Origin of the sequence: Bradyrhizobium sp. (assembly GCF_050014615.1) — a bacterium.
In the GTDB taxonomy this organism is placed as follows: domain Bacteria; phylum Pseudomonadota; class Alphaproteobacteria; order Rhizobiales; family Xanthobacteraceae; genus Bradyrhizobium.
Window position 1 is genome coordinate 1 of record NZ_JBEKCZ010000009.1, and the last position, 21,201, is coordinate 21,201.

Consider the following 21,201-nt stretch of genomic DNA (forward strand, 5'->3'; position numbering starts at 1 on the left):
GGAAACCGAACTTTTCGATCGTGATCGTCGCTGCAGCGGCCTTTGCCGTGACCCTGGGTCCGGCGGCAGCGCAAGCCGGGCCAGGTCACGCGCCGTTCGAGCGGCTTTGCGCCGAGCGTGGCGGGCCGACGCACCATCCCGAGCTGGCGGATCGGCTCGCCGAACATCTGGATCTCAATGACGCGCAAAAGGCTGCTTTCAAGGAATTCCACGAGGAACGCCGGAAGTCACTTGAGACGGCGAAGACAACTCTCTGTGCCAATAAGCCGGATCTGTCGTCTTTCGAGGCCCGTCTGGTTTTCGGTCAGAACTTCCTTGAAGCGCGGCTCAACGCTTTGAAGGCGGAGAACCCGAAGCTGATCGCTTTTTACAACAGCCTCGACGCCCGGCAGAAGGCCAAGTTCGACAGGTTCCGCGAACGTCAAGGCCGCGAATGAGCCGGAGCACGGTGTGCCGCTTAAGGGCAAGAGGGGTTTGATCGTCGGCATAGCCAACCGGAACAGCAAAGCGTATGGCTGCGCTGACGTGCTTCGCAGTGCCGGCGCGGAACTCGCCGTGACCTATCTGAACGCGCCAGCCGAACCATTCGTTCGTCAGCTCGCCGAGCAGCTCGGGAGCCCGATCGTGATGCCCTGCGATGTGCGCGAGCCCCGGGCAGCTTGAGGCCCCATCAGGAGAGAATGGGGCCGTCTCGATTTCCTGCTCTACTCGATTTCCTACGCGCCGAAGGAAGATCTGCACAGCCGTATTACTGATTGCTTGCAGGCCGGGTTTGCAAATGAACGGATTTCGGAGGCAACGTCGGCCACGATCTTCAATCCTCAAGTTGGCGTGCGCTGCTTCCCCGAGGCTGACGGCTTTGTCTTTTCGCGGCGACGATTGGTCGGAGCGTGCGCGGTGTTCCACATACGGAAGCCGCCGATGAAGGCATAGGCATTGTTGCCGGCACGGCATCCTTGCGGCAGCTTCTTCAAGTGCACGAGGTTTCCGCCGCCTATGACGACATCCTCGGGTTCAGTTGCCGCGACCAATCGTTCGATCACATCTTTAACAAGCCTGCGCCAACGCTTCTTGCCGACGTGCGCGAGGCCCCTCTCGCCAACATAATCTTCGTATGTGCCCTTCTTGTAGGGTAAGTGGCCGAGTTCCATAGGCTCGACAATACCGTTCACGATCATCGCTGAGCCGAGTCCCGTTCCCAATCCTAGGAACAACAGCCTTCCGCCCTGGTAACTGCCGAGAGCCTGCATAGCCGCATCGTTTAGAACTCTTACGGGCAAGCCGAATGCCGAAGCAAAATCGAAGCCCATCCAACCCGGTCCCAGATTGTGAGGTTCGGCGACGGGACGATTGTGAAGGACCGGTCCGGGAAAGCCGACTGATACCACGTCGTAGGCCCAGCCCCGCGCAAGTTTCTTTACACTGGAGACCATCTGCCGTGCTGTCATTCTTGGTCCAGAGACAATCTCCCTCTTTTGCTTCTTGCCGGTGACAAGTATTTTGACGTGAGTCCCGCCGACATCGATGGCCAAGATTTTCATTCCTAGAGCTCTTTTTTGGACGTCTGCATTAAGCAGCGACGTCTTATGGAACAATAATTCCCTGATGCCCGCAAAGATTTCCCTGTTACCTGAATTATTTTCCCTGTTAATTTGCGTGGGAAATTTTGCAAAAAGGCGCTGCGATGCAGCACTTTCTTGAACCGAAATCGTCGTAAGACCCCTCGAAAACGCAAAATTCCCTGTAAAATTCCCTGTTAACAGGGAATTTGGCCAGAGACGGGTGCGATCAGCACTGCGTCGCCAGCCAGCGGAATTCGCATACTGAGCGGTTACAAGATGGTCGCTCCTAGCGCGAAGCAGCCGTTCGTGAATATTTGCACTTCTGCATCGTTCGGCCTCATTATGTGTCTTTGATAGAAGCCTCGGGAACGACGCCCGCAACGAACCGAGGGAGGATAGACATGACGGTTTCGGCGGAACGCGCAGTCCTTGCCGGCGGCTGCTTCTGGGGGGTGCAGGATTTGCTGCGCCGGTATCCCGGCGTGATTTCAACGAGGGTGGGCTACACCGGAGGCGAGGTGCCGAACGCGACGTATCGCAACCACGGCAATCACGCGGAAGCCATTGAGATTACCTTCGATCCGCTGACCATCAGCTATCGAAAGCTGCTGGAATTCTTTTTCCAGATCCATGATCCCTCGACGTTGAATCGTCAGGGCAACGACCGGGGAGCGAGCTATCGGTCGGCGATCTTCTATACCAGCGACGAGCAGAAGCGGATCGCGGAAGACACCATTGCCGATGTCGATGCTTCCGGCCTTTGGCCGGGCAAGGTTGTCACCGAGGTGGCAGCCGCTGGGCCGTTCTGGGAGGCCGAGCCCGAGCATCAGGATTATCTGGAGAAATATCCGGACGGCTACACTTGTCACTTCATTCGGCCGAACTGGACGCTGCCACACCGGGCGGAGAAAGCTGATTCAAGCGCGGACGGAGTTTCGGCGGCGTGACAAAAGGATCCGATCTGCTGGTGGCCGGCCTCGAAAACGAGGGGGTCGCGTACATCTTCGCCATCCCGGGCGAGGAGAATCTCGACGTGCTGGAATCGCTGCGGCGCTCGAAGATCAAGCTCGTGCTGACGCGGCACGAGCAGGCTGCCGGCTTCATGGCGGCGACCTACGGACGTCTCACCGGACGCGCGGGCGTCTGCCTGACGACGCTGGGTCCCGGTGCGCCCAATCTGACGACGGCTGCGGCCTACGCGCATTTGGGCGCGATGCCGATGGTCATGATCACCGGACAGAAGGCGATCCGGAGCAGCCGTCAGGCGCGCTTCCAGATCGTCGACATCGTCGCGGCCATGCGACCGCTCACCAAGATGGCGACGCAGATCGTCTCCGCGCAGAGTATTCCGACTCTGGTTCGCGACGCCTTCCGGGTCGCGCAGCAGGAGCGGCCGGGCCCGGTGCATCTCGAACTGCCGGAGGATATCGCGGCCGATGAAGCTGTTGTGGACATCATTCCCCCACATGTCGTCGAGCTTCCGGTTGCGCCTGCAGTGGCCATCGAGCGCGCCGCAGCGATGATCATGGGCGCCAGCAGGCCACTGGTTATGCTGGGCGCCGCGGCAAGCCGCCCGCAGCTCGCCGAGCCGCTGTCGGCGTTCGTGCGAAGATGCAAGATCCCATTCTTCAACACCCAGATGGGGAAGGGCGCCGTCAATGCGGGCTCCAACCTCTATATGGGCACGGCCGCGCTGTCGGAACGGGATTGGGTTCACGAGGCCATCGACCAGGCTGACCTTATTATTTCAATCGGCCATGATACCGTCGAGAAACCCCCTTTCCTGATGGGCCATAGTGGACCGCAGGTCATCCATGTCGGCGCTACGCCAGCAACGGTGGAGCAAGTATACTTCCCGCAGGCGGAGATCGTCGGAGACGTTGGCGCCAGCCTCGCGGCTATAGCCGATCGCCTGGAAGGCAAGCTCCCCAATGCCTCGGCATTGCTGGGTCTGCGGGAGGGGATTCTTGCCCATCTCGCCGAGGGTTCGACGGAGGATCGGTTCCCGCTGACGCCTCAGCGCATCGTGCACGACGTCCGTCAGGTCATCCCCCCGGACGGTATCGTTGCCCTCGACAACGGCATGTACAAGATCTGGTTTGCCCGCAACTATCGCACCAGCGTCGCCAACACGCTGCTGCTCGACAACGCCCTCGCGACCATGGGTGCGGGTCTCCCTTCGGCAATCGCGGCGTCGCTGATCTATCCGGATAGACGCGTGCTCGCTGTCTGCGGCGATGGCGGCTTCATGATGAATTCGCAGGAGCTTGAGACGGCCGTGCGGCTAAGGCTGAACCTCGTCGTGCTTGTGCTTGAGGATCGCGCCTACGGTATGATCCGTTGGAAACAGGAAGTCGACGGGTTTTCCGACTTCGGCCTCGACTTCGGCAATCCTGATTTCGTCGCGTATGCGAAGTCATACGGCGCCAAGGGCTCCCGCGTCGGCAAGGCCTCGGAGCTCTCGACGATGCTGGAAGCTGCTTTCAGCGAAGGCGACGTGCATCTCGTTGTGGCGCCCGTCGACTACAGCGAGAACATGCGCGTGCTTGTCAACGAGCTGCACTCGGTCGTCCAGGCTGAGTGAAAACCCTTTTGAACCGACTGGGACACTATTGCGGCCGCGTCAAACCATTAGTGCCAATCGAATGACCACTTTTGGCGGCCATCCCGATCTGCACCCTTGCCGCACATTGCGCAGGCCGGAGATCAGCGATTTGATTTCATTGCATTCTCGGAGCAAATGCGTCGCGAAATTCTTTTGCTGGAAATCACGATCGCCTCCAAGAGCGGCGGCGCAGAGCTTGGAGATCAGGCGCATTCCCTGGAGAAGATGATCGACGCGAGAATGCGGAGGACGCCAGGAAGCGGGTGGCGGCGGTCGAACACGCCCCCCACCAGGTCGCGCCGTTTCAACTCTCGGGCTGCACGACGGGCGTACCTAAGATCATTCCGCGCTTCAAATAAAGAGTATCTCTACACCCATCGCACCGTAGTCAATTTCCACGGTTTCGACGAAACGCTGGTCGCCTATCTCCGCCTATCCCGGTCGAGTAAATCCGGTTTGTCGGCAAGCTAGTTAGTGCAAATCAGATCGGATGGATTCTGATCTAATTCGTCGAGCGCTTGGCGTATGGTCTCCACCAGATCCAAAGCCACTGGCGAGGGGCTGCGTTGCGGGGGGAAAACGGCTGCAAACTCGAAATCGATCCGCGGCACGAAGCGCCGCGCGACGACGCCACGGGTTGCAAATTCCTGCGCGGTGAAAGGATCGCATATTGCAACGCCAAGCCCGGACGACACCATCCCGCACATGATTTCTGACAGCGTGGTTTCGACTCTCAGCACGCGGCGCACATCGTCGCGCTGGAAAGTCTGGTCGATCAGATGTCGGCTGCTCGATCCGGCCGAGAGTGAGATGAACGTTTCGCCCTCGAAATCGCGCGGCTCCAGGACTTCCTTTGCTGCCAGCGGATGCCCGGATGGCAGAACCGCGACGCGCGGCAGAGGTGGCAGCCGCTGGCTCGGCAGGCCGGAATGGGCGATCGGGATCTCGGCGAAGCCGATGTCGCACTGATTGTTCAGCACCCAATCGATGACGATCGGTGAAATCACGCCGAAGAAGGCGAGATTGAGATTCGGACGCTGTTTGAGAAAGTGCCCGGCGAGCCGCGGCAGATAACCATTCGAGAGCGCCGGCAGCGCCGCGATCCGCAACGTGCCGGTGCGACGGCCACGGATTTCTTCGGCCGCTGCGGTGATGCGTTCGAGACCTACAAAGGAGCGCTCCACTTCCGTGTAAAGCGCCGTCGCGGCGGCGGTCGGCACCAGTCCGGTGCCACGCCGTTCGAACAGCTCCATCTTCAAGAGCGCCTGGAAGTCGCGCAGCAACCGACTGACCGCCGGCTGCGTCACGGAGATCAGCTTCGCCGCCTCGGTCACGCTGCCGGTGAGCATCACCGCGCGGAAGGCTTCCACCTGCCGCGAGTTGATTCGCGCCATGCCAATCTCCATCCATAACATTTCGGCATACAAAGGGTGCCATTATTCATTGGACGACGGAAGCGCGTGTTGCGATCTTTTTCAGCAACGCTGGAGATAGCCCGTTTTCTCGGCAGATGGGGCAAAAGCCCCTTGGCCGCCAAAGGCAGATGCGCGCTCCGGCCGTCAGATCGTCAGCACGGCTTCTTCGCCGCGGTATTGGAGGACTGTCCAGATGAAGTCTCTCAGCCTTCTGACAGCGGTCAGCATCGCGGCGCTCGCCACGGTCCCGTCAGCCGCCTCGGCGCAGCAAAAGACGCTCTACGTAGCTGGTTATGGCGGCTCATACGAGAAGACGATCCGCGACGAGGTGATCCCGGCTTTCGAACAGGCGAATGGCGTCAAGGTTGAATATGTCGCCGGCAACTCGACGGATACGCTGGCCAAACTGCAGGCGCAGAAGGGTAACCAGCAGATCGATGTCGCCATCGTCGATGACGGTCCAATGTATCAGGCGATTCAGCTCGGCTTCTGCGGCAAGGTCGACGGCCTTCCTGCTGATCTCTATGATGCAGCGCGGTTCAAGGATGATCGCGCCATCGGTACCGGTCTGGTCGCAACCGGCCTGATGTACAACACCAAGGTCTTCGCCGAGAAAGGCTGGGCGCCGCCGACCTCCTGGAACGACCTGCGGGATCCGAAGTACCAGAAGCAGGTGGTCATTCCACCGATCAACAACACCTACGGCCTGCACGCGCTGTTGATGCTGGCCAAGATGAATGGCGGCAGCGAAGCCAACGTCGATGCCGGCTTTCGGATCTTCAAGGACGAGATCAATTCCAATGTCCTGGCCTACGAACCCTCACCGGGCAAGATGACCGAGCTGTTCCAGTCGGGACAGGCGGTGCTGGCCGTCTGGGGTTCGGGCCGCGTGCAGAGCTTCGCCTACACCGGCTTCCCGGTTGATTTCGTCTATCCCAAGGAAGGCGCCGTCACGCTGCTTACGACCGCCTGTCCGATTGCCAAACCCAATGCGTCGCCACTCGCCTCCAGCTTCATCAAGGCGCTGCTTGAACCAAAGATCCAGCTCGTAATGTTAAAGGATTATGGCTACGGCCCCGCGCTGAAAACGGTCGCGGTCCCGCCGGAGCTCAGCAAGATGGCTCCGGTCGGCGAGCGCGCTGCCAAGCTCTACACGGCAGACTGGAGCATCATCAACGACAAGCGTGAGGAGTGGACCAAACGCTGGAATCGCGAAGTCGAGCGCTGAGCTGATCGGGAAAAGATCCATGGCCTATCTCGAACTCGATCGCGTCGGGAAGCAGTTCGGGGCGCAGAGCGTCGTCGACGATTTCAGCCTGGTGGTCGGCAAGGGGGAGTTCATCTCCTTCCTTGGCCCCTCGGGCTGCGGCAAGACCACGACCCTGCAGATGATCGCGGGCTTTCTCGATCCCTCGCGTGGCGCGATCCGGCTGGAGGGCAAGGACCTGACCGCGGTGCATCCGGCCAAGCGCGGGCTTGGCATCGTGTTCCAGAGCTACGCGCTGTTTCCGCATATGACGGCCGCGGAAAATGTCGCCTTCGGTCTGGAGATGCGCAAGGTGCCACGCACCGAGCGCGCCGAACGCGTCCGTGCCGCGCTCGCGATGGTCGGTCTCGCCGGCTACGAGGACCGCCATCCGCGCCGCATGTCCGGCGGCCAGCAGCAGCGCGTGGCGCTCGCGCGCGCGTTGGTGATCAGGCCGAGCGTGCTTCTGCTCGACGAGCCGCTGTCGAACCTCGACGCCAAGCTGCGCGAGGAGATGCAGATCGAACTGCGCCAGATTCAGCGCACGCTCGGCACCACCACGATCCTGGTCACTCACGACCAGAACGAGGCGATGTCGCTGTCGGACCGGATCGTGGTGATGAGCCAGGGCCGCATCGAGCAGATCGGCACGCCGCAGGAAATCTATGAGCGGCCGGCCTCGGCCTTCGTGTCGCAGTTCCTCGGCAAGACCAACGACTTCGCTGCGACGATCGATCGAACCGCCGTTCCCGCGCGGCTGGTTGCGGGCTCCTGGAGCGCTCCGGCACCGGCCGGGCTGAGCGGTCCGGTGACGATCAGCATCCGTCCCGAACGTATCGGCTTCGGGGACGCCGGGCTCAACGCGAAGATCGTCACCCGCGTCTTCCAGGGCAATCACTGGCTGTTCCAATGTGAGAGCGAAGCCGGCTTGGCGATCGTGATCCGCCAGAATGACGGCCACGCGCAGCCCGCCGAAGGCGACGCCGTTCGCCTTGTCTGGAAGCCGGACGACATGAGCTTGCGCGCCGGGGGCGCCGCATGAGCGCGGTCGCGGACACGGCTCCGCAAGCTGGCGCGGACGGGCGGAGTGCGCGCGCGCCATGGGCGCTCACGGCGCCCGCCCTGATGCTGTTCGTCGGCGTGCTGCTGATTCCGCTCGCAATGACCGTGCTGCTGTCGTTCCACGACTGGGGCCAGTACAAGGGCATCGAGCCGGTCTTCATCCTGAAAAACTGGCGCGAGATCGCTACCGATCCCTATTACGCCGAGATGTTCTGGCGGACCTTCCGCATCGCGGCTCTGACCACGCTGATCACTGCCGTGCTCGGCGCGCCGGAAGCCTACATTCTCAACCGCATGAGCGGACGCTGGAAGAGCTTCTTCCTGCTCGTGATCCTCGGGCCGCTTCTGGTCTCGGTGGTGGCGCGCACGCTCGGCTGGGCGCTCTTGTTCGGCGGCAACAACGGGCTCGTCAACAAGCTCTTGATGTCGCTCGGGGTGATTGGCGCGCCCTTGCGCTTCATGTTCACGGAGACCGGCATGGTGGTCGCGCTGGCGCACGTGATGATGCCGTTCATGGTGCTGTCGGTGTGGGCGGCACTGCAACGGCTCGACCCGCAAATCGAGAATGCCGCGCTGTCGCTCGGCGCCGGTTCGCTCACCATTATCCGTCGCATCATCATGCCGCAGATCATGCCGGGCGTGCTGTCGGGCGCGATCATCGTATTCTCGCTCGCCGCCAGCGCCTTTGCGACCCCCGCCATCATCGGTGGCCGCCGGCTCAAGGTCGCGGCGACGCTCGCTTATGACGAGTTTCTCAACACGCTGAACTGGCCGCTCGGAGCCGCGGTCGCAATCCTGCTGCTGGTTGCGCTGGTGCTGATTGTCGTCGGCAGCAACGCGTTGATCGAGCGGCGCTACGCCGAGGTGTTCCGATGAGAGGGAACGGCCCGCTCGCGTTGATCTTCCATGGCATGTTCGTCGTCATCATGCTGGCGCCGATCGTGGTGGTCTGTCTCGTCGCTTTCACGCCCGAGGGCTACCTGTCGCTGCCGACCAACGGCTTCTCGCTGCGCTGGTTCAGGGCGATCGCGAACTATCCGGAATTCGTCCGCGCCTTCTGGATCAGCCTTGGCCTTGGCGCACTGTCTTCCTTCGTGGCGCTGCTGTTCGCGGTGCCGGCGGCGCTGGCGATCGCGCGATACAAGTTCCGCGGCCGCGATGCGCTCGCGGCGCTGTTCCTGTCGCCGTTGATGATTCCGCACGTCGTGCTCGGCATCGCCTTCCTCCGCTTCTTCACGTCGATCGGAATGGGCGGCAGCTTTGCGGCGTTGATCATCGCTCATGTCATCGTCGTGTTTCCATTCGCGTTGCGGCTGACGCTCGCGGCGGCCACCGGCATGGATCTCTCGGTCGAGATGGCGGCGATCTCGCTTGGCGCCGGCGGCTGGACGCTGTTCCGCCGCGTCACCCTGCCGCTGATCCTGCCGGGCGTCGTCAGCGGCTGGGCGCTCGCCTTCATCCAGTCGTTCGACGATCTGACCATGACTGTCTTCCTGGCCGCACCGGGCACCGAGACGCTGCCGGTGCGCATGTTCCTCTATATCCAAGACAACATCGATCCGCTGGTGACGTCCGTCTCGGCCTGCGTGATCGCGATCACCATGACCGCCCTCATTCTGCTCGACCGCTTCTACGGGCTCGACCGTGTGCTCGCCGGCAGGAGCGACACGGGGCAATAGGAGAACTCATGTCTAGGGATTATGACGTCGCCGTCGTCGGCGGCGGGCTGCTTGGTTCCGCCATCGCCTGGGGTCTTGGCCGCATCGGCAAGACGGTCGCGGTTCTTGACGAGGGTGACATCACCAAGCGCGCCTCGCGCGCGAACTTTGCGCTGGTCTGGGTCCAGAGCAAGGGTTTAGGGATGCCGGCGTACACCAGCTGGACCGTGCGGGCTTCGGAGACATGGGGCAGGCTCGCCGCCGAATTGAAGGCGCAGACCGGTCTCGACGTCTGTCTCCAGCAGAATGGCGGCTTCCATCTGACGCTGGGCGATGACGAATTCGAGCAGCGCGGCCAACTCGTCACGCGGATGCACAACCAAGTGGGTGCGGCCGACTACAAGATGGAGATGCTGCGGGCAACCGAGGTCAGGAAGATGCTGCCGTTGATCGGCCCGGAGGTGTCAGGCGGCAGCTTCTGCCCGCTCGACGGCCACGTCAATTCGCTGCGGGCATTCCGTGCCTTCCATACCGGCTTCAAGTCGTTGGGCATCGACTATTTCCCGGAGCGCCCGGTCTCGGCGATCGCCCATGAGGGTGGAGAATTCCGACTGACGACGCCGAAGGGCGAGCTACGCGCCGGCAAGATCGTGCTCGCCGCCGGCAATGCCAACCAGACGCTCGCGCCGATGGTCGGCTTGTCCGCCCCGATGGGCCCGACCCGCGGCCAGATCGTCGTGACCGAGCGCACCGTGCCGTTTCTGCCGCATCCGCTGACCACGATCCGCCAGACCGACGAGGGCACGGTGATGATCGGGGACAGCAAGGAAGACGAGCTCGACGATCGCACGCTGAAGCATTCCATCAGCGCCGTGATGGCGGATCGTGCGCAGCGGATGTTCCCGCATTTGGCGCGGCTCAATGTGGTCAGGAGCTGGGCCGGCATCCGCGTCATGCCGCAGGACGGCTTTCCGATCTACGACCAGTCGGAAACCCATCCCGGCGCATTCGTGGCCTGCTGCCATTCCGGCGTTACGCTTGCGTCCAACCACGCTTTCGAAGTCGCGCGCATGGTCGCGGCCGGTGTGCTTGAGCCGGAACTGGTCGGCGCGTTCTCGGCCCACCGATTCGAAGGCGGCCATGCCGCAAACAGCAGCGGCTACTAGTGACATCAGACAAGGAGCCAAGAGGCATCCCCATGTTCAAACGATCCGAACAGGACAAAAGACCATCGGTGCAGATCTTCGTGGACGGCGCCGTCGTCGCGGCGCGCGCGGGCGATACCGTCTCCGCCGCGCTGCTGGCCTGCGGCCGCGACGTGCGCCGCGCCACCGCGGTGAGCGGTGCACCGCGGCTGCCCTATTGCATGATGGGCGTGTGCTTCGACTGTCTCGTCACCATCGATGGCGTCGGCAACCGCCAGGGCTGCCTGGTGCCGGTCGTTGAAGGCATGCAGATCGAGATCCAGAAGGGAAAGCGGGAGATCGGAAAATGACCACGACCCCCAAGCGCGAGAGCTACGACGTCGTGGTGATTGGCGCTGGGCCCGCCGGGCTCGGCGCTGCTGCGACGGCGGCCGAGGCCGGCCTGTCGACGCTGCTGCTCGACGAGAATATGGGTCCCGGCGGCCAGGTCTTTCGCGCCATCGCCTCGACGCCGGTGACCGAGCGTGACCGGCTCGGCGCCGATTACTGGGCGGGCGCGGAGCTCGTTCAGGCCGCGCGCGAAAGCGGCGCCGAGATCATCCAGCGTGCCACCGTCTGGAGCCTCGATCGCAATCTCGAGATCGGCGTCTCCGTGGGGGGCGTATCGGCCTTCGTCAAGGCGCAACGCGTCATTCTCGCGACCGGCGCGCTGGAGCGGCCATTTCCGATTCCCGGCTGGACGTTGCCCGGCGTAATGACCGCAGGCGCCGCGCAGACGATGCTGAAGTCGTCGGCACTGGTACCGGAGGGGCGCACGGTGATCGCGGGGCAGGGGCCGCTGCTTTGGCTGCTGGCGGCGCAGATCCTGCGCCTCGGCGGCCGCATCGATCGCATCCTCGACACCACCGAGCGCCGCAACTACCTCGCCGCGCTGCCCCACGCCTTCGCCTTCGTGACCTCGCCCTATTTCGCCAAGGGTCTTGCCCTTATGCGGGAGGTGCGGGCGAAGGTGCCTGTCGTCTCCAGAGTCCGCGAACTCGCCGCAGTCGGCGACGGCCAGCTCGCAACGGTGAGCTATCTCGCTGGTGGCGGGCGCGAGACGCTGCAAGCGGATTTGCTGCTCCTGCATCAGGGCGTCGTGCCCAACGTCAATCTCGCGATGGCGGCCGGCATCGAGCATCGCTGGGATGAGCTGCAACTATGCTGGTCGCCGGTGCTTGATGAGATCGGTAATTCATCGATCGACGGCATTGCGATCGCCGGTGACGGCGCCGGGATCGGCGGCGCGGGAGCGGCGGTGTTTCGCGGTCGCATGGCGGCGCGCGCCGCGGTGGAGGCGCTGGCGCCCGCGGCCGCCGCGAAGCTCGCGCCCATGGCGACGCTAAGAACCGGTCTCGTTCAGGCGGAGCGTGGACGCACTTTCCTCGATACGCTGTTTCGTCCCGCGCCGCAGTTCCGCATTCCCTCGGGCGACACCATCGTCTGCCGCTGCGAGGAGGTCAGCGCAAAGGACATCCTCGATGCGGTCGCGATCGGGGCGACCGGGCCCAACCAGCTCAAGGCCTATCGCCGCACCGGCATGGGTCCGTGTCAGGGACGGCTGTGCGGTCTCACCGTCACCGAGTTGATGGCCGAGGCGCGTGGAAAGAGTCCGCAGGAGATCGGCTATTACCGGCTGCGCGCACCGGTGAAGCCGATCACGCTGGCTGAATTGGCGGCCGTTCCGAAGACAGAGGATGATGTCAGGGCGGTGGTGCGCGGATGACGAAACGCGTGGATGCGATCGTCGTGGGCGGCGGCATCCATGGATGCTCGACGGCGCTGCATCTGTGTCTCGCCGGAATGAAGCCGGTACTGATCGAGAAGGACTACGCCGGCCGCCACGCATCGGGCGTGAACGCCGGCGGTGTCCGTCAGCTGGCACGGCATGTCCCCGAGATTCCCCTCTCGATCCGCTCGATGGGAATCTGGGAGAAGATCGAGCAGCTCGTCGATGATGATTGCAGCTTCGAGAGCCATGGTCAGGTTCTGGTCGCGGAGAATGACGCAGAACTGGAAGTATGCCGCGCACGTGTCGCGGAACTGAACGCGCTCGGCTTTACCCACGAAGAGCTGATTGACGCGGCCGAGCTGCGCCGGTTGGTGCCTGCGGTGGCCGAAACTTGTCCCGGCGCAGTCGTGTCACGGCGTGATGGCGCGGCAAATCCCGCGCAGACCACGACGGCGTTTCGGCGCAAGGCAGAACTGCTGGGTGCGACCGTCATTGAGGGTGTGGCCGCAAGCAACATCCGGCAGTATGATGGGCTCTGGCACGTTGATGTCGGCGCCGACACCTACGCCGCGCCGGTGCTGGTCAATGCCGCCGGCGCCTGGGCGGGGCGGATCGCTGCTGCGCTCGGCGAGCCGGTCCCGGTTGAGACCGTCGCGCCGATGTTGATGATCACGTCGCGCGTGCCGCACTTTCTCGATCCCGTCGTGATTCTGCGCGGCCGCAAGCTATCCTTCAAGCAATTCACCAACGGCACCGTGCTGATCGGCGGCGGCCACCTCGCGAAGCCGGATCAGGACCGCAACGAAACCGTGCTGGATTGGCGGAGCCTCGCTGTGAGTGCGCGCACCGTGTTCGAGCTGTTTCCGGTCATGCGCGGCGCCACCATCGTGCGGGCCTGGGCCGGCATCGAGGCCCGGACCAACGACGATTTGCCCGTGCTCGGGCCAAGCGCCCGTCACAAGGGCCTTTATCACCAGTTCGGCTTTTCGCTGCACGGCTTCCAGCTTGGCCCCGGCGCTGGTGCCGTGATGGCGGAGCTGATCGTCAACGGTGGTACCCAGACCCGGATCGGCGATCTCCGCATCGATCGTTTCCATCCTTCCACGCTCTAGCAACAAGAGGACATCATGAGCATCACCCGCAGTATCCGCACCCCGATCATGCACCGCGCCGTCGAAGCCAACGGCTTCGTCTTCCTCGGCGGCACGATCGCCGACGACACCAGCGTCTCGATGGGCGAACAGACACGTAACATCCTCGGCAAGATTGCCGGTTACCTGAAAGCGGCGGGAACGAATGAATCCCGCGTTGTCAGTGCCTCGATCTTCGTAACGGACCTATCCAAGAAGAAGGAGATGGATGCGGCCTGGACCGAATTCTTCGGCGACAATCTGCCGACGCGAGCAACGGTCGGTGTGGCCGATCTCGGTGGCGGTGCCTTGATCGAGGTAGTGGTCACCGCGCTCAAAGGCTGATGCAAATATCGCGGCGCCGATAGCGACCAGGATTGATGTTGTTTATGGAATGGCCTCTGTTGGCCGCGCATAGCGGTCATTCGCGTAATGGGCGGTTATAGAACGGCCGCCGCTAGTGCAAAGGCGGTCGACATAAAGCACAGGCGCACTAACTTGCAACCTGCTTGGTCCACGAGCGAGCATCCAGCCAATGGAAGCGCTATCCGCCGAACAGAACCGAAGGGCCAAATTGAGCGACGGTGAGCAGTGCGATCGCAATGAGCGCGGCCAGAGCAAAAGCCAACGCGGCGGCTCGGATGCTGTGATTATTTTGAGCGATGCCTGCAAAATTCTGTGCTGGAGGGACGTTGATCGTCAGGCTTTATCTTTTTGTTGCGCGCCTGGTGCCGCGGCTAATGCCTGCTCCAGATGCAGCCGCATTTTGGCGGAGGCCTGGCTCAGATCACCCGTGGCGATCGCCTCGATGATCGCGAGGTGCTCGCGGCACCAGTCCTGGACGCGGCGACTGTTGAAATAGCTGCCGAATTCCAACAATCGCCTCAGCCGGTTCTGGTGCTGGATGGCCTGAACGAAGAAGGCATTGCCGCTGAATTCGGCGCACATTTCGTGAAACGCCGCGTCGGTTTCGAACAGTTGCGCACTGCCGACGGTGATGATGTCGGGATGCGAGATAAGATATAAATGCTGCAGGCGCATCCGCTCGATGGCGGCGAGATCCGGCCTGAATGTCGGCAGCAGGAAGCAGGCGGGTTCGAGCGTGAGACGAAATTCGTAGCTGCCTTTCAGTGCGACCAGCGAATCGAACGTCGGAAGGAAGGTCCAACCGTGCCCCCTGTTCTTTGCGATCAATCCGTCCTCGGCGAGCCGCGACAGCGTGCGTGTCAGCGCGACCCGGTCGACGCCGTAGCGGCGCGCGAGTTCGCTCTGGGTCATGGAATCCGGAACGACGTTGTCGAGGCGGTCGCGAACCAGCCTCTGATAGAGTTTCTCGTCGGCAGTCGAAGGAACCTCGATCTCGATGCGATGCAAGGAATCGAATGGCTTGCGCAGGAAGTATCCATGGTTCTTCCGCGTCTCCACGATTCCGCGTTTGGCAAGAAGGTTCAACGCCGAGCGGATGGGCGTGCGCGAAACGCCGACAAGGTCGGCGAGCTGCTGCTCGCGCAGATGATGGCCCGGTTCCAGTCTGGCGTCGCGGATGACGTCCAGAAGCTGATTGGCCAGGTGGAAGCTGTTCGGACGGGAAGAACGCGTCATGATTAGGCGGAGGTTTTGGAGATTCATTACGAAAGTACAATGGGTTACTATTAATACAATACTTGTCCGATCCGTTCCATGCAACAACGGAGATGCTGAAGGCTTAAGCACAAGCTGCCTGTCAATAATGCTTGACGAAACGGGTGGCATCTATTGTACATTTGAACATCAATAAAACAATCGGAGGCACAGGGTCACACCATGTCACGCTTGCGCATCATTTTCGGAATGCTGTCGCTCTGCCTGTCTGGACAGGTCATCGCGTCCGCCATGGCCGCCGATTTTTCCGCCGTTACTCCCGTCGAAAAGGGAGCACTGACCTACGGCGTCGCCGCGACCTTCGCGCCGTTTGAATATCAGAAGGACAGCAAGCTCACGGGCTTCGATATCGACATGATCGGCGCCTTGAGCAAAAAGCTCGGAGCCGAGCCGAAGCCGATGAACATGGAGTTCAAGGGCCTGATCCCAGCACTCCAGGGCGGGCGCATCGATCTCATCAACTCGGCCATGTATATCAATGATCAGCGCGCCGCTCAGGTCGAGTTCATTCCCTATCTGAGGATCGGCAGCCTTGTCGTCGTGCAGGCGGCCAATCCCTCGAAGATCGCGGGCCGCGACACCTCCCTGTGCGGCAAGACCATCGCCGTCACGCTCGGCGGCATCCAGGAGAGCTACGCGCGGCAGGACGACAAGCGCTGCCGCGATGGCGGACTTGCAGGCATCACCGTGATGACACTGCCCACCGCACAGGATTCGGCGTTGACGCTGCGGCAAGGCCGCGCCGACGCCCTGTTTACGTCCACGCCGGGCGCGGTCGAATTGATGGACAAGGTGCCGGGCGCCTACGCCACGGTTGGTCCCGAATTCGAGGCGAATACTCAAATCGGGATCGCGGTGCGCAAGGGTGACGTGGCTATGAAGGCGGCGGTCGAAGCTGCGCTCAAGGAGTTCGTCGCCGACGGCACCTACAAGACGCTGATCGAGACCTGGAAATTTCCTGCTTCGGTGTCGCTGCTCAACTGAGAGGACCTTGCCGTGTCCATCGAACTCGTTCTGCAATATCTGGTTTCGCCAAGTTTCATTCGCGGTGCGGGGATGACCCTGCTGCTGACGGTGACCTCGCTGTTCTTCGGTGTCGTGATCGGCCTCGTGCTGGCGCTGATCCAGGAGAGCCGGACGCGGGCAGGGCAGGTCGTGACGTTTGCTTACCTGTGGCTGTTTCGCGGCACGCCGGTGCTGTTTCAGGTCATCTTCATCTACAACGTGCTGCCCTCGTTTGGCATCAAGCTGTCGGCCTTCGTTTGTGCCGTGCTGGCGCTCTCCCTGAACGAGGGCGCGTATATGGCGGAAATTCTGCGGTCGGGTCTGCAGGCGGTGAAGAAGGGGCAGCGCACCGCCGCCCTGGCGCTTGGCATGACCGGCGGCCAGATGATGCGCCATGTCGTCATTCCGCAAGCGGCGCGAATCGTGCTGCCGCCGATCGGCAACCAGATGATCGGCATGCTGAAGCTCAGCGCGCTGGTCTCGGTGATCGCCGTCGAGGAGTTGCTGCTGGTCGCCAATCAGACCGCGAGCGCCGACTTCCGCTATTTCGAGGCGCTGACCGCGGCCGGTATCTACTATCTCGGAATGACGACAGCCTTCATGGCCCTGCAAGTCCTGATCGAGACGGCGCTCGATCCCAAGAAGCGCCAGCGCATGCGCGGGCTTTCGCTGACCGAGCGGATGCTCGGGACATCGCAATCGTTCGCGGTCCGATAAGAGCAGGGACCGGTCATGCAGCATCTTCTTGAAATCGTCGGCATCAACAAGAGTTTCGGATCTGTGCAGGTTCTCAAGACCTGCAGCATGACGGTGGATGCGAAGGAGACCGTCGTCGTGATTGGCCCGTCCGGTTCCGGCAAGTCTACGCTGCTGCGTTCCATCAACCTGCTGGAGCCGGTCGACAGCGGCGATATCTTTTTTGCGGGCGAGAATATCACGCGCGAGCGCAAGAAGGCGCATCTGCTGCGTCAGCAGATCGGTATGGTGTTCCAGAACTTCGAGCTGTTCTCCCATCTCTCCGCCGCCGAGAACGTGATGCTGGCGCCGGTGAAAATTCTCGGTATTAGCCGGGCCGATGCGCACGACATCGCCGTCGAGCTGTTGCGCAAGGTCCAGATTCCGGAGAAGGCGGATGCCTTTCCCGACGAATTATCCGGCGGGCAGCAGCAGCGCGTCGCCATCGCCCGTGCGCTCGCGATGCGTCCCAAGCTGATGCTTTACGACGAGCCGACCTCCGCGCTCGATCCCGAGATGATCCGCGAAGTGCTCGACGTCATGGCCCAACTCAGCGCGGAAGGCATGACCAGCATTGTCGTGACCCATGAGATGGGATTTGCGCGCCGAGCCGCCGACCGGATCGTCTTTATGGAATCCGGTGAGATCATCGAGAGCGCGTCGAGCGAACAGTTTTTCGCCGGGACGGTCAATGATCGCAGCCGGCGTTTCCTCGACCAGATCCTTCATTGAATGTGATGCCCCCGGAGCCTGTTTAATGTCCTTGTCACCTGACGTCGCCCGCATGAAGCGCGAGCTCGCGGACCTCGTCGCGATCGATACGCAAAACCCTCCCGGCGACGAGGCCCGCGCCGCGCAATTCCTGCGCGGGCTGCTGGTCACCGAGGGGTTCGAAGTCGCGTTGCAGGAGTACAAGCCGGCGCGTATCAACGTTGTCGCACGGCTGGAGAACGGCGCCGGCCCGGTGTTCGCCTTCAACACCCATATGGACGTCGTGCCGGTGGGGGACGGCTGGGCGTCCGATCCTTTCGTGCTGAAGGAAATGAACGGGCGGCTTTACGGGCGCGGCGCCTGCGATTGCAAGGGGCCGCTCGCGGCGATGCTGGAGGCGATGCGGATGCTGGCGGCGGATCGCGCCGCGTGGTCGGGGACGCTGCTTGGCGTCTTCGTTGCCGACGAAGAGATCGCCAGTGAAGGCGCCAAGTTTTATGCCAGCACCGGTCCGAAGATCGATGCCGCCGTCATCGGCGAACCGACTTCCAACGCCACCTTTACCGCGCACAAGGGAAGCCTGCGCCCGGTGGTGCGGGTGCAGGGCGTGTCTGCGCATTCAGGCACGCCGCATCTCGGCGAGAACGCGATCTATCGTGCCGGCGAGCTTCTTGGCCTCGTCGCGGAGCATCACGAGAAAGTCGTGCGTCATCGCACGCATCCTCTTGTGGGCGCCGCAAGCCTGACGGTCACCCGCATGAACGGCGGCCATGCCGACAATGTGTTGCCCGGCTCTTGCGATCTCCTGCTCGATCGCCGGATGGTGCCGGGGGAGGATGAGGAGGCGGTCAAGCGCGAGATCGGCGACCTGCTCGCGCTGGCGCGTGAGCGTCTCGGCATCCGCGCCGAGATTGTCGGCTACAAGGCGACGACCGGGGGCGCGACCGAGACGGACATTGCCACCCCGATCGTGCAGGCGAGTCTTGCCGCGAGCCGCGCTCATGGGGTTGCCAGACCGGGCCCGTTCGGTTTCCAGGGTGGTTGCGACCTCGTGCATTTTCGAAGCATCGGCGCGCAGGGAACGGTGATTGGTCCCGGCGATCTCGCCGTCGCCCACAAGCCCGACGAGTTCGTGCCGGTGCACGAGTTTGTCGCCTCCAGCCTGATTTATCGCGACGTGGCCAAAGCCATGCTGCGGAACGGGAGCTGAGGCGTTGCGCGTCTCCCTGCATTCAGCTGATCTGCATTATGGCGGCGGTCTTGTGCTGCACACGGCATCGTCGGGCAGCATCCCGCATCTGATGGAAATCTACCTGCGGCTCGACGATGGCGAAACGATTGGCATCGGCGAAGTTCGGGCCAACATCGCCTACCTCAACGGCTTCGCTGAAAGCACCGTGGTGGAATGCGCCGCCGCCGCCGTCGGCGACGTGGACTGGACGCGCGATCCGGCCGACCTGCTTGCGACCATGGCCGATTGGGGCGCGCCTTTGATCGCTCCGGTGCGCGCGCTGATCGACTGCGCGCTGCATGATCTCGTTGCCCGTCGCGAACGCCAGACCGTTGCGGCCTGGCTCGGCGCTGCCGCGAATAGAGTGGTGTGGAAGACCAACCAGACGCTGTTCTGGTCGCCATTCGCTGAGTTCCTGGCGCAGGCACAGGCCTATGTCGATCGCGGCTTTGAGGATCTCAAGGTGAGGGTTGCCGCTACAGACTTCGCCGAGGACCTGCGCCGGATCGCTGCGCTGCGCGCGCGCTTCGGCCCACGGATCAAGCTTGCGGCTGATGCCAACGGGCGCTGGTCGGCGACCGAAGCGCTCGAGAAGCTCAAGGCACTGGCGGCCCATGATCTTGCGTACGTCGAACAGCCCATTCCGCCCGGAGACTGGCTGGCCATCGAGCGGCTTGCCGACAAAAGTCCATTGCCGGTGATGCTCGATGAAAGCGTCGCCACGCCGGATGACGTCACGCGGATCTGCAGCTATGGCGGTCGCGTTCTTGCGCACCTCAAATTGGTCAAGCTCGGCGGTATCGCGCCGACCGTGGCCGCGGCTCGTCGGCTGTCCGATGCGGGCGTTCCCTTCATGATTGGCCAGATGAATGAAGGCGCTGCTGCAACTGCCGCGGCGCTTCACGTGGCCTGCGCGACGTCGCCTGCGTTTGCGGAACTCTACGGCGCCGACGGCCTCATCGACGATCCCGCCTCGGGCGTCTCGTACACGGCCGGCACCGTGCACGCCGACCACGCATCAGGCCTCGGCGTCACTTTCGACGCTGCCGCCACCCACCTCATCGGAGACTTCGGATATGGACAATAGCGGCATTCGGCAGGGCTCGGAATCGGCATTCCCGAAAGCGGAATACGACCAGCGGGTTGCCCGCGCCCGCAAATTGCTGGCCGCGGCCGGCATCGACGTCATGGTCGTGACCGGCCCCGAAAACATCTTCTATCTCACCGGGCAGCAGACCCCGGGCTACTACACCTTCCAGGCGCTGGTGCTGCCGGTGGAGGGCGAGCCTGCGTTCGTCGTGCGTCAGCTCGAATATTTCAATTTCATCGCCAATACCTTCATCACCAACGCGGAAATCTATCAGGACGGCGATCAGCCGGTGAATTTCCTGGTGAATGTCATCAAGGCGCGGGGCTGGGCATCGAAGCGCATTGCCATCGACAAGCGCGGCTGGTTCCTTCCGATCGCGACCTATGAGGCGCTGCAGGACAAGCTCGGCGTGATCAACGACGGTGCCGGGATCATCGAGCAGCTTCGGATCGTCAAGTCGCCGGCCGAGATCGAGAAGATCGCGACGGCGGCCTCTTATGTCGATGCCGGCATGCGCGCCGGGCTCGCTGCGGTGAAGCTTGGCGCGAGCGAGAACGATTTCGTCGCGGCTATGGTGGGGTCGGCGATCTCGGCGGGTTCCGAATATGTCGGCATGGAGCCGCTGGTGTCCTGCGGCCGTCGCTCCGGAGTACCGCACGGCACCTGGCGTCGCGGCAGGCTTGCGATAGACGAGCCGGTCTTCCTCGAAATGGCCGGCTGCCATGATCGGTACCACGCCGCCTTGATGCGCTGCGCCTGGCTCGGCGCGATGCCGCAGATCGCGGTCGATATGGAGCAGACCTGTCAGGAGGGGCTTGCGGCCGCCATCGCGGCGATTCGCCCCGGTGCGGCTTGCGAGGCGCCGCATAACGCCTGCCAGCAAGTGATCAACCGTGCCGGCTATACCGAAAACTTCAAGAAACGCGCAGGCTACAGCATCGGCATCGCCTTTGCACCGGACTGGGGTGAGGGCGGTATCCTCAGCCTCTACACCGGCGTCACCACTGAGCTGCGGCCGGGCATGACATTCCATATCCCGGTGGCGCTGCGTGTCTTCGGCCAGTTCACCGTCGGCGTCAGCGAGACCGTGGTCGTCACCGAAACCGGCTGCCGTGCGCTCAGCACAATCGACCGTCCGATCAGGCGCATCCCCGGCTGAAGCCAGAACATTTCACCATTCAAAAAGGACAAGGA

22 protein-coding genes and 1 pseudogene are annotated in these 21,201 nt (G+C 62.7%); 20 read left to right on the forward strand and 3 right to left on the reverse strand.

Annotated features, from left to right (window positions below; all coding sequences use genetic code 11):
* Nucleotides 1–20 precede the first annotated feature (20 nt).
* A complete protein-coding gene (locus ABR948_RS02570) occupies nt 21–437 on the forward strand; it encodes a Spy/CpxP family protein refolding chaperone (RefSeq protein ID WP_428113861.1) in 417 nt (138 codons plus the stop codon).
* Nucleotides 438–450: 13 nt separating this feature from the next.
* A pseudogene (locus tag ABR948_RS02575) lies at nt 451–777 on the forward strand (SDR family oxidoreductase); the annotation flags it as partial.
* Nucleotides 778–821: 44 nt separating this feature from the next.
* Here the strand turns inward: ABR948_RS02575 and ABR948_RS02580 are convergent.
* Nucleotides 822–1,541 (reverse strand): ROK family protein, encoded by a 720-nt coding sequence (locus ABR948_RS02580; RefSeq protein WP_428113863.1) that lies wholly within the window; start codon nt 1,539–1,541, stop codon nt 822–824.
* A 422-nt stretch (nt 1,542–1,963) separates the two neighbouring features.
* On the opposite strand from ABR948_RS02580, the gene msrA reads away from it, so the two are divergent.
* The 3 genes from msrA (at nt 1,964) to ABR948_RS02595 (ending at nt 4,638) form a co-directional block, all read left to right on the forward strand.
* Entirely contained in the window at nt 1,964–2,509 is a 546-nt protein-coding gene (gene msrA, locus ABR948_RS02585; RefSeq protein WP_428113940.1) for a peptide-methionine (S)-S-oxide reductase MsrA, read from the forward strand.
* Complete coding sequence (locus ABR948_RS02590; protein ID WP_428113864.1) at nt 2,506–4,146, forward strand: acetolactate synthase large subunit; 1,641 nt, start codon at nt 2,506–2,508, stop codon at nt 4,144–4,146. Before msrA ends, ABR948_RS02590 begins: the two co-directional genes overlap by 4 nt.
* 96 nt (nt 4,147–4,242) lie before the next feature.
* The gene (locus tag ABR948_RS02595) at nt 4,243–4,638 is read left to right on the forward strand and encodes a hypothetical protein (protein WP_428113866.1); all 396 of its coding nucleotides are present in this window, start codon (nt 4,243–4,245) and stop codon (nt 4,636–4,638) included.
* On the opposite strand, the gene ABR948_RS02600 is transcribed toward ABR948_RS02595, so the two are convergent.
* Nucleotides 4,635–5,561, reverse strand: a complete 927-nt coding sequence (locus ABR948_RS02600; RefSeq protein ID WP_428113868.1) for a LysR substrate-binding domain-containing protein — start codon at nt 5,559–5,561, stop codon at nt 4,635–4,637. The two genes, ABR948_RS02595 and ABR948_RS02600, sit on opposite strands and share 4 nt — an antisense overlap.
* Before the next feature lie 214 nt (nt 5,562–5,775).
* Between ABR948_RS02600 and ABR948_RS02605 the strand changes: the two genes are divergently transcribed.
* The 9 genes from ABR948_RS02605 to ABR948_RS02645 are packed head-to-tail and all read left to right on the forward strand — an operon-like array spanning nt 5,776 to nt 13,939.
* Complete coding sequence (locus ABR948_RS02605; RefSeq protein ID WP_428113869.1) at nt 5,776–6,810, forward strand: ABC transporter substrate-binding protein; 1,035 nt, start codon at nt 5,776–5,778, stop codon at nt 6,808–6,810.
* A 19-nt stretch (nt 6,811–6,829) separates the two neighbouring features.
* Nucleotides 6,830–7,870 (forward strand): ABC transporter ATP-binding protein, encoded by a 1,041-nt coding sequence (locus ABR948_RS02610; RefSeq protein ID WP_428113870.1) that lies wholly within the window; start codon nt 6,830–6,832, stop codon nt 7,868–7,870.
* A complete protein-coding gene (locus ABR948_RS02615; RefSeq protein ID WP_428113872.1) occupies nt 7,867–8,766 on the forward strand; it encodes an ABC transporter permease in 900 nt (299 codons plus the stop codon). Before ABR948_RS02610 ends, ABR948_RS02615 begins: the two co-directional genes overlap by 4 nt.
* Nucleotides 8,763–9,569, forward strand: a complete 807-nt coding sequence (locus tag ABR948_RS02620; RefSeq protein WP_428113874.1) for an ABC transporter permease — start codon at nt 8,763–8,765, stop codon at nt 9,567–9,569. Before ABR948_RS02615 ends, ABR948_RS02620 begins: the two co-directional genes overlap by 4 nt.
* An 8-nt stretch (nt 9,570–9,577) precedes the next feature.
* The gene (locus tag ABR948_RS02625) at nt 9,578–10,714 is read left to right on the forward strand and encodes an NAD(P)/FAD-dependent oxidoreductase (RefSeq protein ID WP_428113875.1); all 1,137 of its coding nucleotides are present in this window, start codon (nt 9,578–9,580) and stop codon (nt 10,712–10,714) included.
* A 32-nt stretch (nt 10,715–10,746) separates the two neighbouring features.
* Nucleotides 10,747–11,043, forward strand: coding sequence for a (2Fe-2S)-binding protein (locus tag ABR948_RS02630; RefSeq protein ID WP_428113877.1), 297 nt, complete (start codon nt 10,747–10,749; stop codon nt 11,041–11,043).
* On the forward strand, nt 11,040–12,458 hold the full coding sequence (locus ABR948_RS02635; RefSeq protein ID WP_428113879.1) for an FAD/NAD(P)-dependent oxidoreductase: 1,419 nt from the start codon (nt 11,040–11,042) through the stop codon (nt 12,456–12,458). The genes ABR948_RS02630 and ABR948_RS02635 overlap by 4 nt, the downstream gene beginning before the upstream one ends.
* Entirely contained in the window at nt 12,455–13,576 is a 1,122-nt protein-coding gene (locus ABR948_RS02640) for an NAD(P)/FAD-dependent oxidoreductase (protein WP_428113881.1), read from the forward strand. Before ABR948_RS02635 ends, ABR948_RS02640 begins: the two co-directional genes overlap by 4 nt.
* Before the next feature lie 15 nt (nt 13,577–13,591).
* Complete coding sequence (locus tag ABR948_RS02645; RefSeq protein WP_428113882.1) at nt 13,592–13,939, forward strand: RidA family protein; 348 nt, start codon at nt 13,592–13,594, stop codon at nt 13,937–13,939.
* Between the two features lie 354 nt (nt 13,940–14,293).
* Here ABR948_RS02645 and ABR948_RS02650 read toward each other — a convergent pair whose 3' ends face one another.
* Complete coding sequence (locus tag ABR948_RS02650; RefSeq protein WP_428113884.1) at nt 14,294–15,283, reverse strand: GntR family transcriptional regulator; 990 nt, start codon at nt 15,281–15,283, stop codon at nt 14,294–14,296.
* Nucleotides 15,284–15,397: 114 nt separating this feature from the next.
* Here ABR948_RS02650 and ABR948_RS02655 point away from each other — a divergent pair, with 114 nt between their 5' ends.
* Genes ABR948_RS02655 through ABR948_RS02680 form a run of 6 tightly spaced genes read left to right on the forward strand, consistent with a single transcriptional unit; the run spans nt 15,398 to nt 21,166 of the window.
* Nucleotides 15,398–16,219: an ABC transporter substrate-binding protein gene (locus tag ABR948_RS02655; RefSeq protein WP_428113885.1), complete on the forward strand. Its 822-nt coding sequence runs from the start codon at nt 15,398–15,400 to the stop codon at nt 16,217–16,219.
* 12 nt (nt 16,220–16,231) lie between these two features.
* A complete protein-coding gene (locus tag ABR948_RS02660; RefSeq protein WP_428113886.1) occupies nt 16,232–16,957 on the forward strand; it encodes an amino acid ABC transporter permease in 726 nt (241 codons plus the stop codon).
* Nucleotides 16,958–16,972: 15 nt separating this feature from the next.
* On the forward strand, nt 16,973–17,707 hold the full coding sequence (locus ABR948_RS02665) for an amino acid ABC transporter ATP-binding protein (RefSeq protein WP_428113887.1): 735 nt from the start codon (nt 16,973–16,975) through the stop codon (nt 17,705–17,707).
* Nucleotides 17,708–17,732: 25 nt separating this feature from the next.
* Nucleotides 17,733–18,896: a M20 family metallopeptidase gene (locus tag ABR948_RS02670; RefSeq protein WP_428113888.1), complete on the forward strand. Its 1,164-nt coding sequence runs from the start codon at nt 17,733–17,735 to the stop codon at nt 18,894–18,896.
* A gap of 4 nt (nt 18,897–18,900) precedes the next feature.
* Entirely contained in the window at nt 18,901–20,004 is a 1,104-nt protein-coding gene (locus ABR948_RS02675; protein WP_428113889.1) for a mandelate racemase/muconate lactonizing enzyme family protein, read from the forward strand.
* The gene (locus ABR948_RS02680; protein ID WP_428113890.1) at nt 19,994–21,166 is read left to right on the forward strand and encodes a M24 family metallopeptidase; all 1,173 of its coding nucleotides are present in this window, start codon (nt 19,994–19,996) and stop codon (nt 21,164–21,166) included. The genes ABR948_RS02675 and ABR948_RS02680 overlap by 11 nt, the downstream gene beginning before the upstream one ends.
* The last annotated feature ends 35 nt before the right edge of the window (nt 21,167–21,201 follow it).

Coding starts and splice junctions, on each gene's coding strand:
- ABR948_RS02580 (WP_428113863.1), bottom strand. CDS start 1,541: ATGAAAATCTTGGCCATCGATGTCGGCGGGACTCACGTCAAAATACTT.
- msrA (WP_428113940.1), top strand. CDS start 1,964: ATGACGGTTTCGGCGGAACGCGCAGTCCTTGCCGGCGGCTGCTTCTGG.
- ABR948_RS02600 (WP_428113868.1), bottom strand. CDS start 5,561: ATGGCGCGAATCAACTCGCGGCAGGTGGAAGCCTTCCGCGCGGTGATG.
- ABR948_RS02605 (WP_428113869.1), top strand. CDS start 5,776: ATGAAGTCTCTCAGCCTTCTGACAGCGGTCAGCATCGCGGCGCTCGCC.
- ABR948_RS02610 (WP_428113870.1), top strand. CDS start 6,830: ATGGCCTATCTCGAACTCGATCGCGTCGGGAAGCAGTTCGGGGCGCAG.
- ABR948_RS02615 (WP_428113872.1), top strand. CDS start 7,867: ATGAGCGCGGTCGCGGACACGGCTCCGCAAGCTGGCGCGGACGGGCGG.
- ABR948_RS02620 (WP_428113874.1), top strand. CDS start 8,763: ATGAGAGGGAACGGCCCGCTCGCGTTGATCTTCCATGGCATGTTCGTC.
- ABR948_RS02625 (WP_428113875.1), top strand. CDS start 9,578: ATGTCTAGGGATTATGACGTCGCCGTCGTCGGCGGCGGGCTGCTTGGT.
- ABR948_RS02630 (WP_428113877.1), top strand. CDS start 10,747: ATGTTCAAACGATCCGAACAGGACAAAAGACCATCGGTGCAGATCTTC.
- ABR948_RS02635 (WP_428113879.1), top strand. CDS start 11,040: ATGACCACGACCCCCAAGCGCGAGAGCTACGACGTCGTGGTGATTGGC.
- ABR948_RS02640 (WP_428113881.1), top strand. CDS start 12,455: ATGACGAAACGCGTGGATGCGATCGTCGTGGGCGGCGGCATCCATGGA.
- ABR948_RS02645 (WP_428113882.1), top strand. CDS start 13,592: ATGAGCATCACCCGCAGTATCCGCACCCCGATCATGCACCGCGCCGTC.
- ABR948_RS02655 (WP_428113885.1), top strand. CDS start 15,398: ATGTCACGCTTGCGCATCATTTTCGGAATGCTGTCGCTCTGCCTGTCT.
- ABR948_RS02665 (WP_428113887.1), top strand. CDS start 16,973: ATGCAGCATCTTCTTGAAATCGTCGGCATCAACAAGAGTTTCGGATCT.
- ABR948_RS02670 (WP_428113888.1), top strand. CDS start 17,733: ATGTCCTTGTCACCTGACGTCGCCCGCATGAAGCGCGAGCTCGCGGAC.
- ABR948_RS02680 (WP_428113890.1), top strand. CDS start 19,994: ATGGACAATAGCGGCATTCGGCAGGGCTCGGAATCGGCATTCCCGAAA.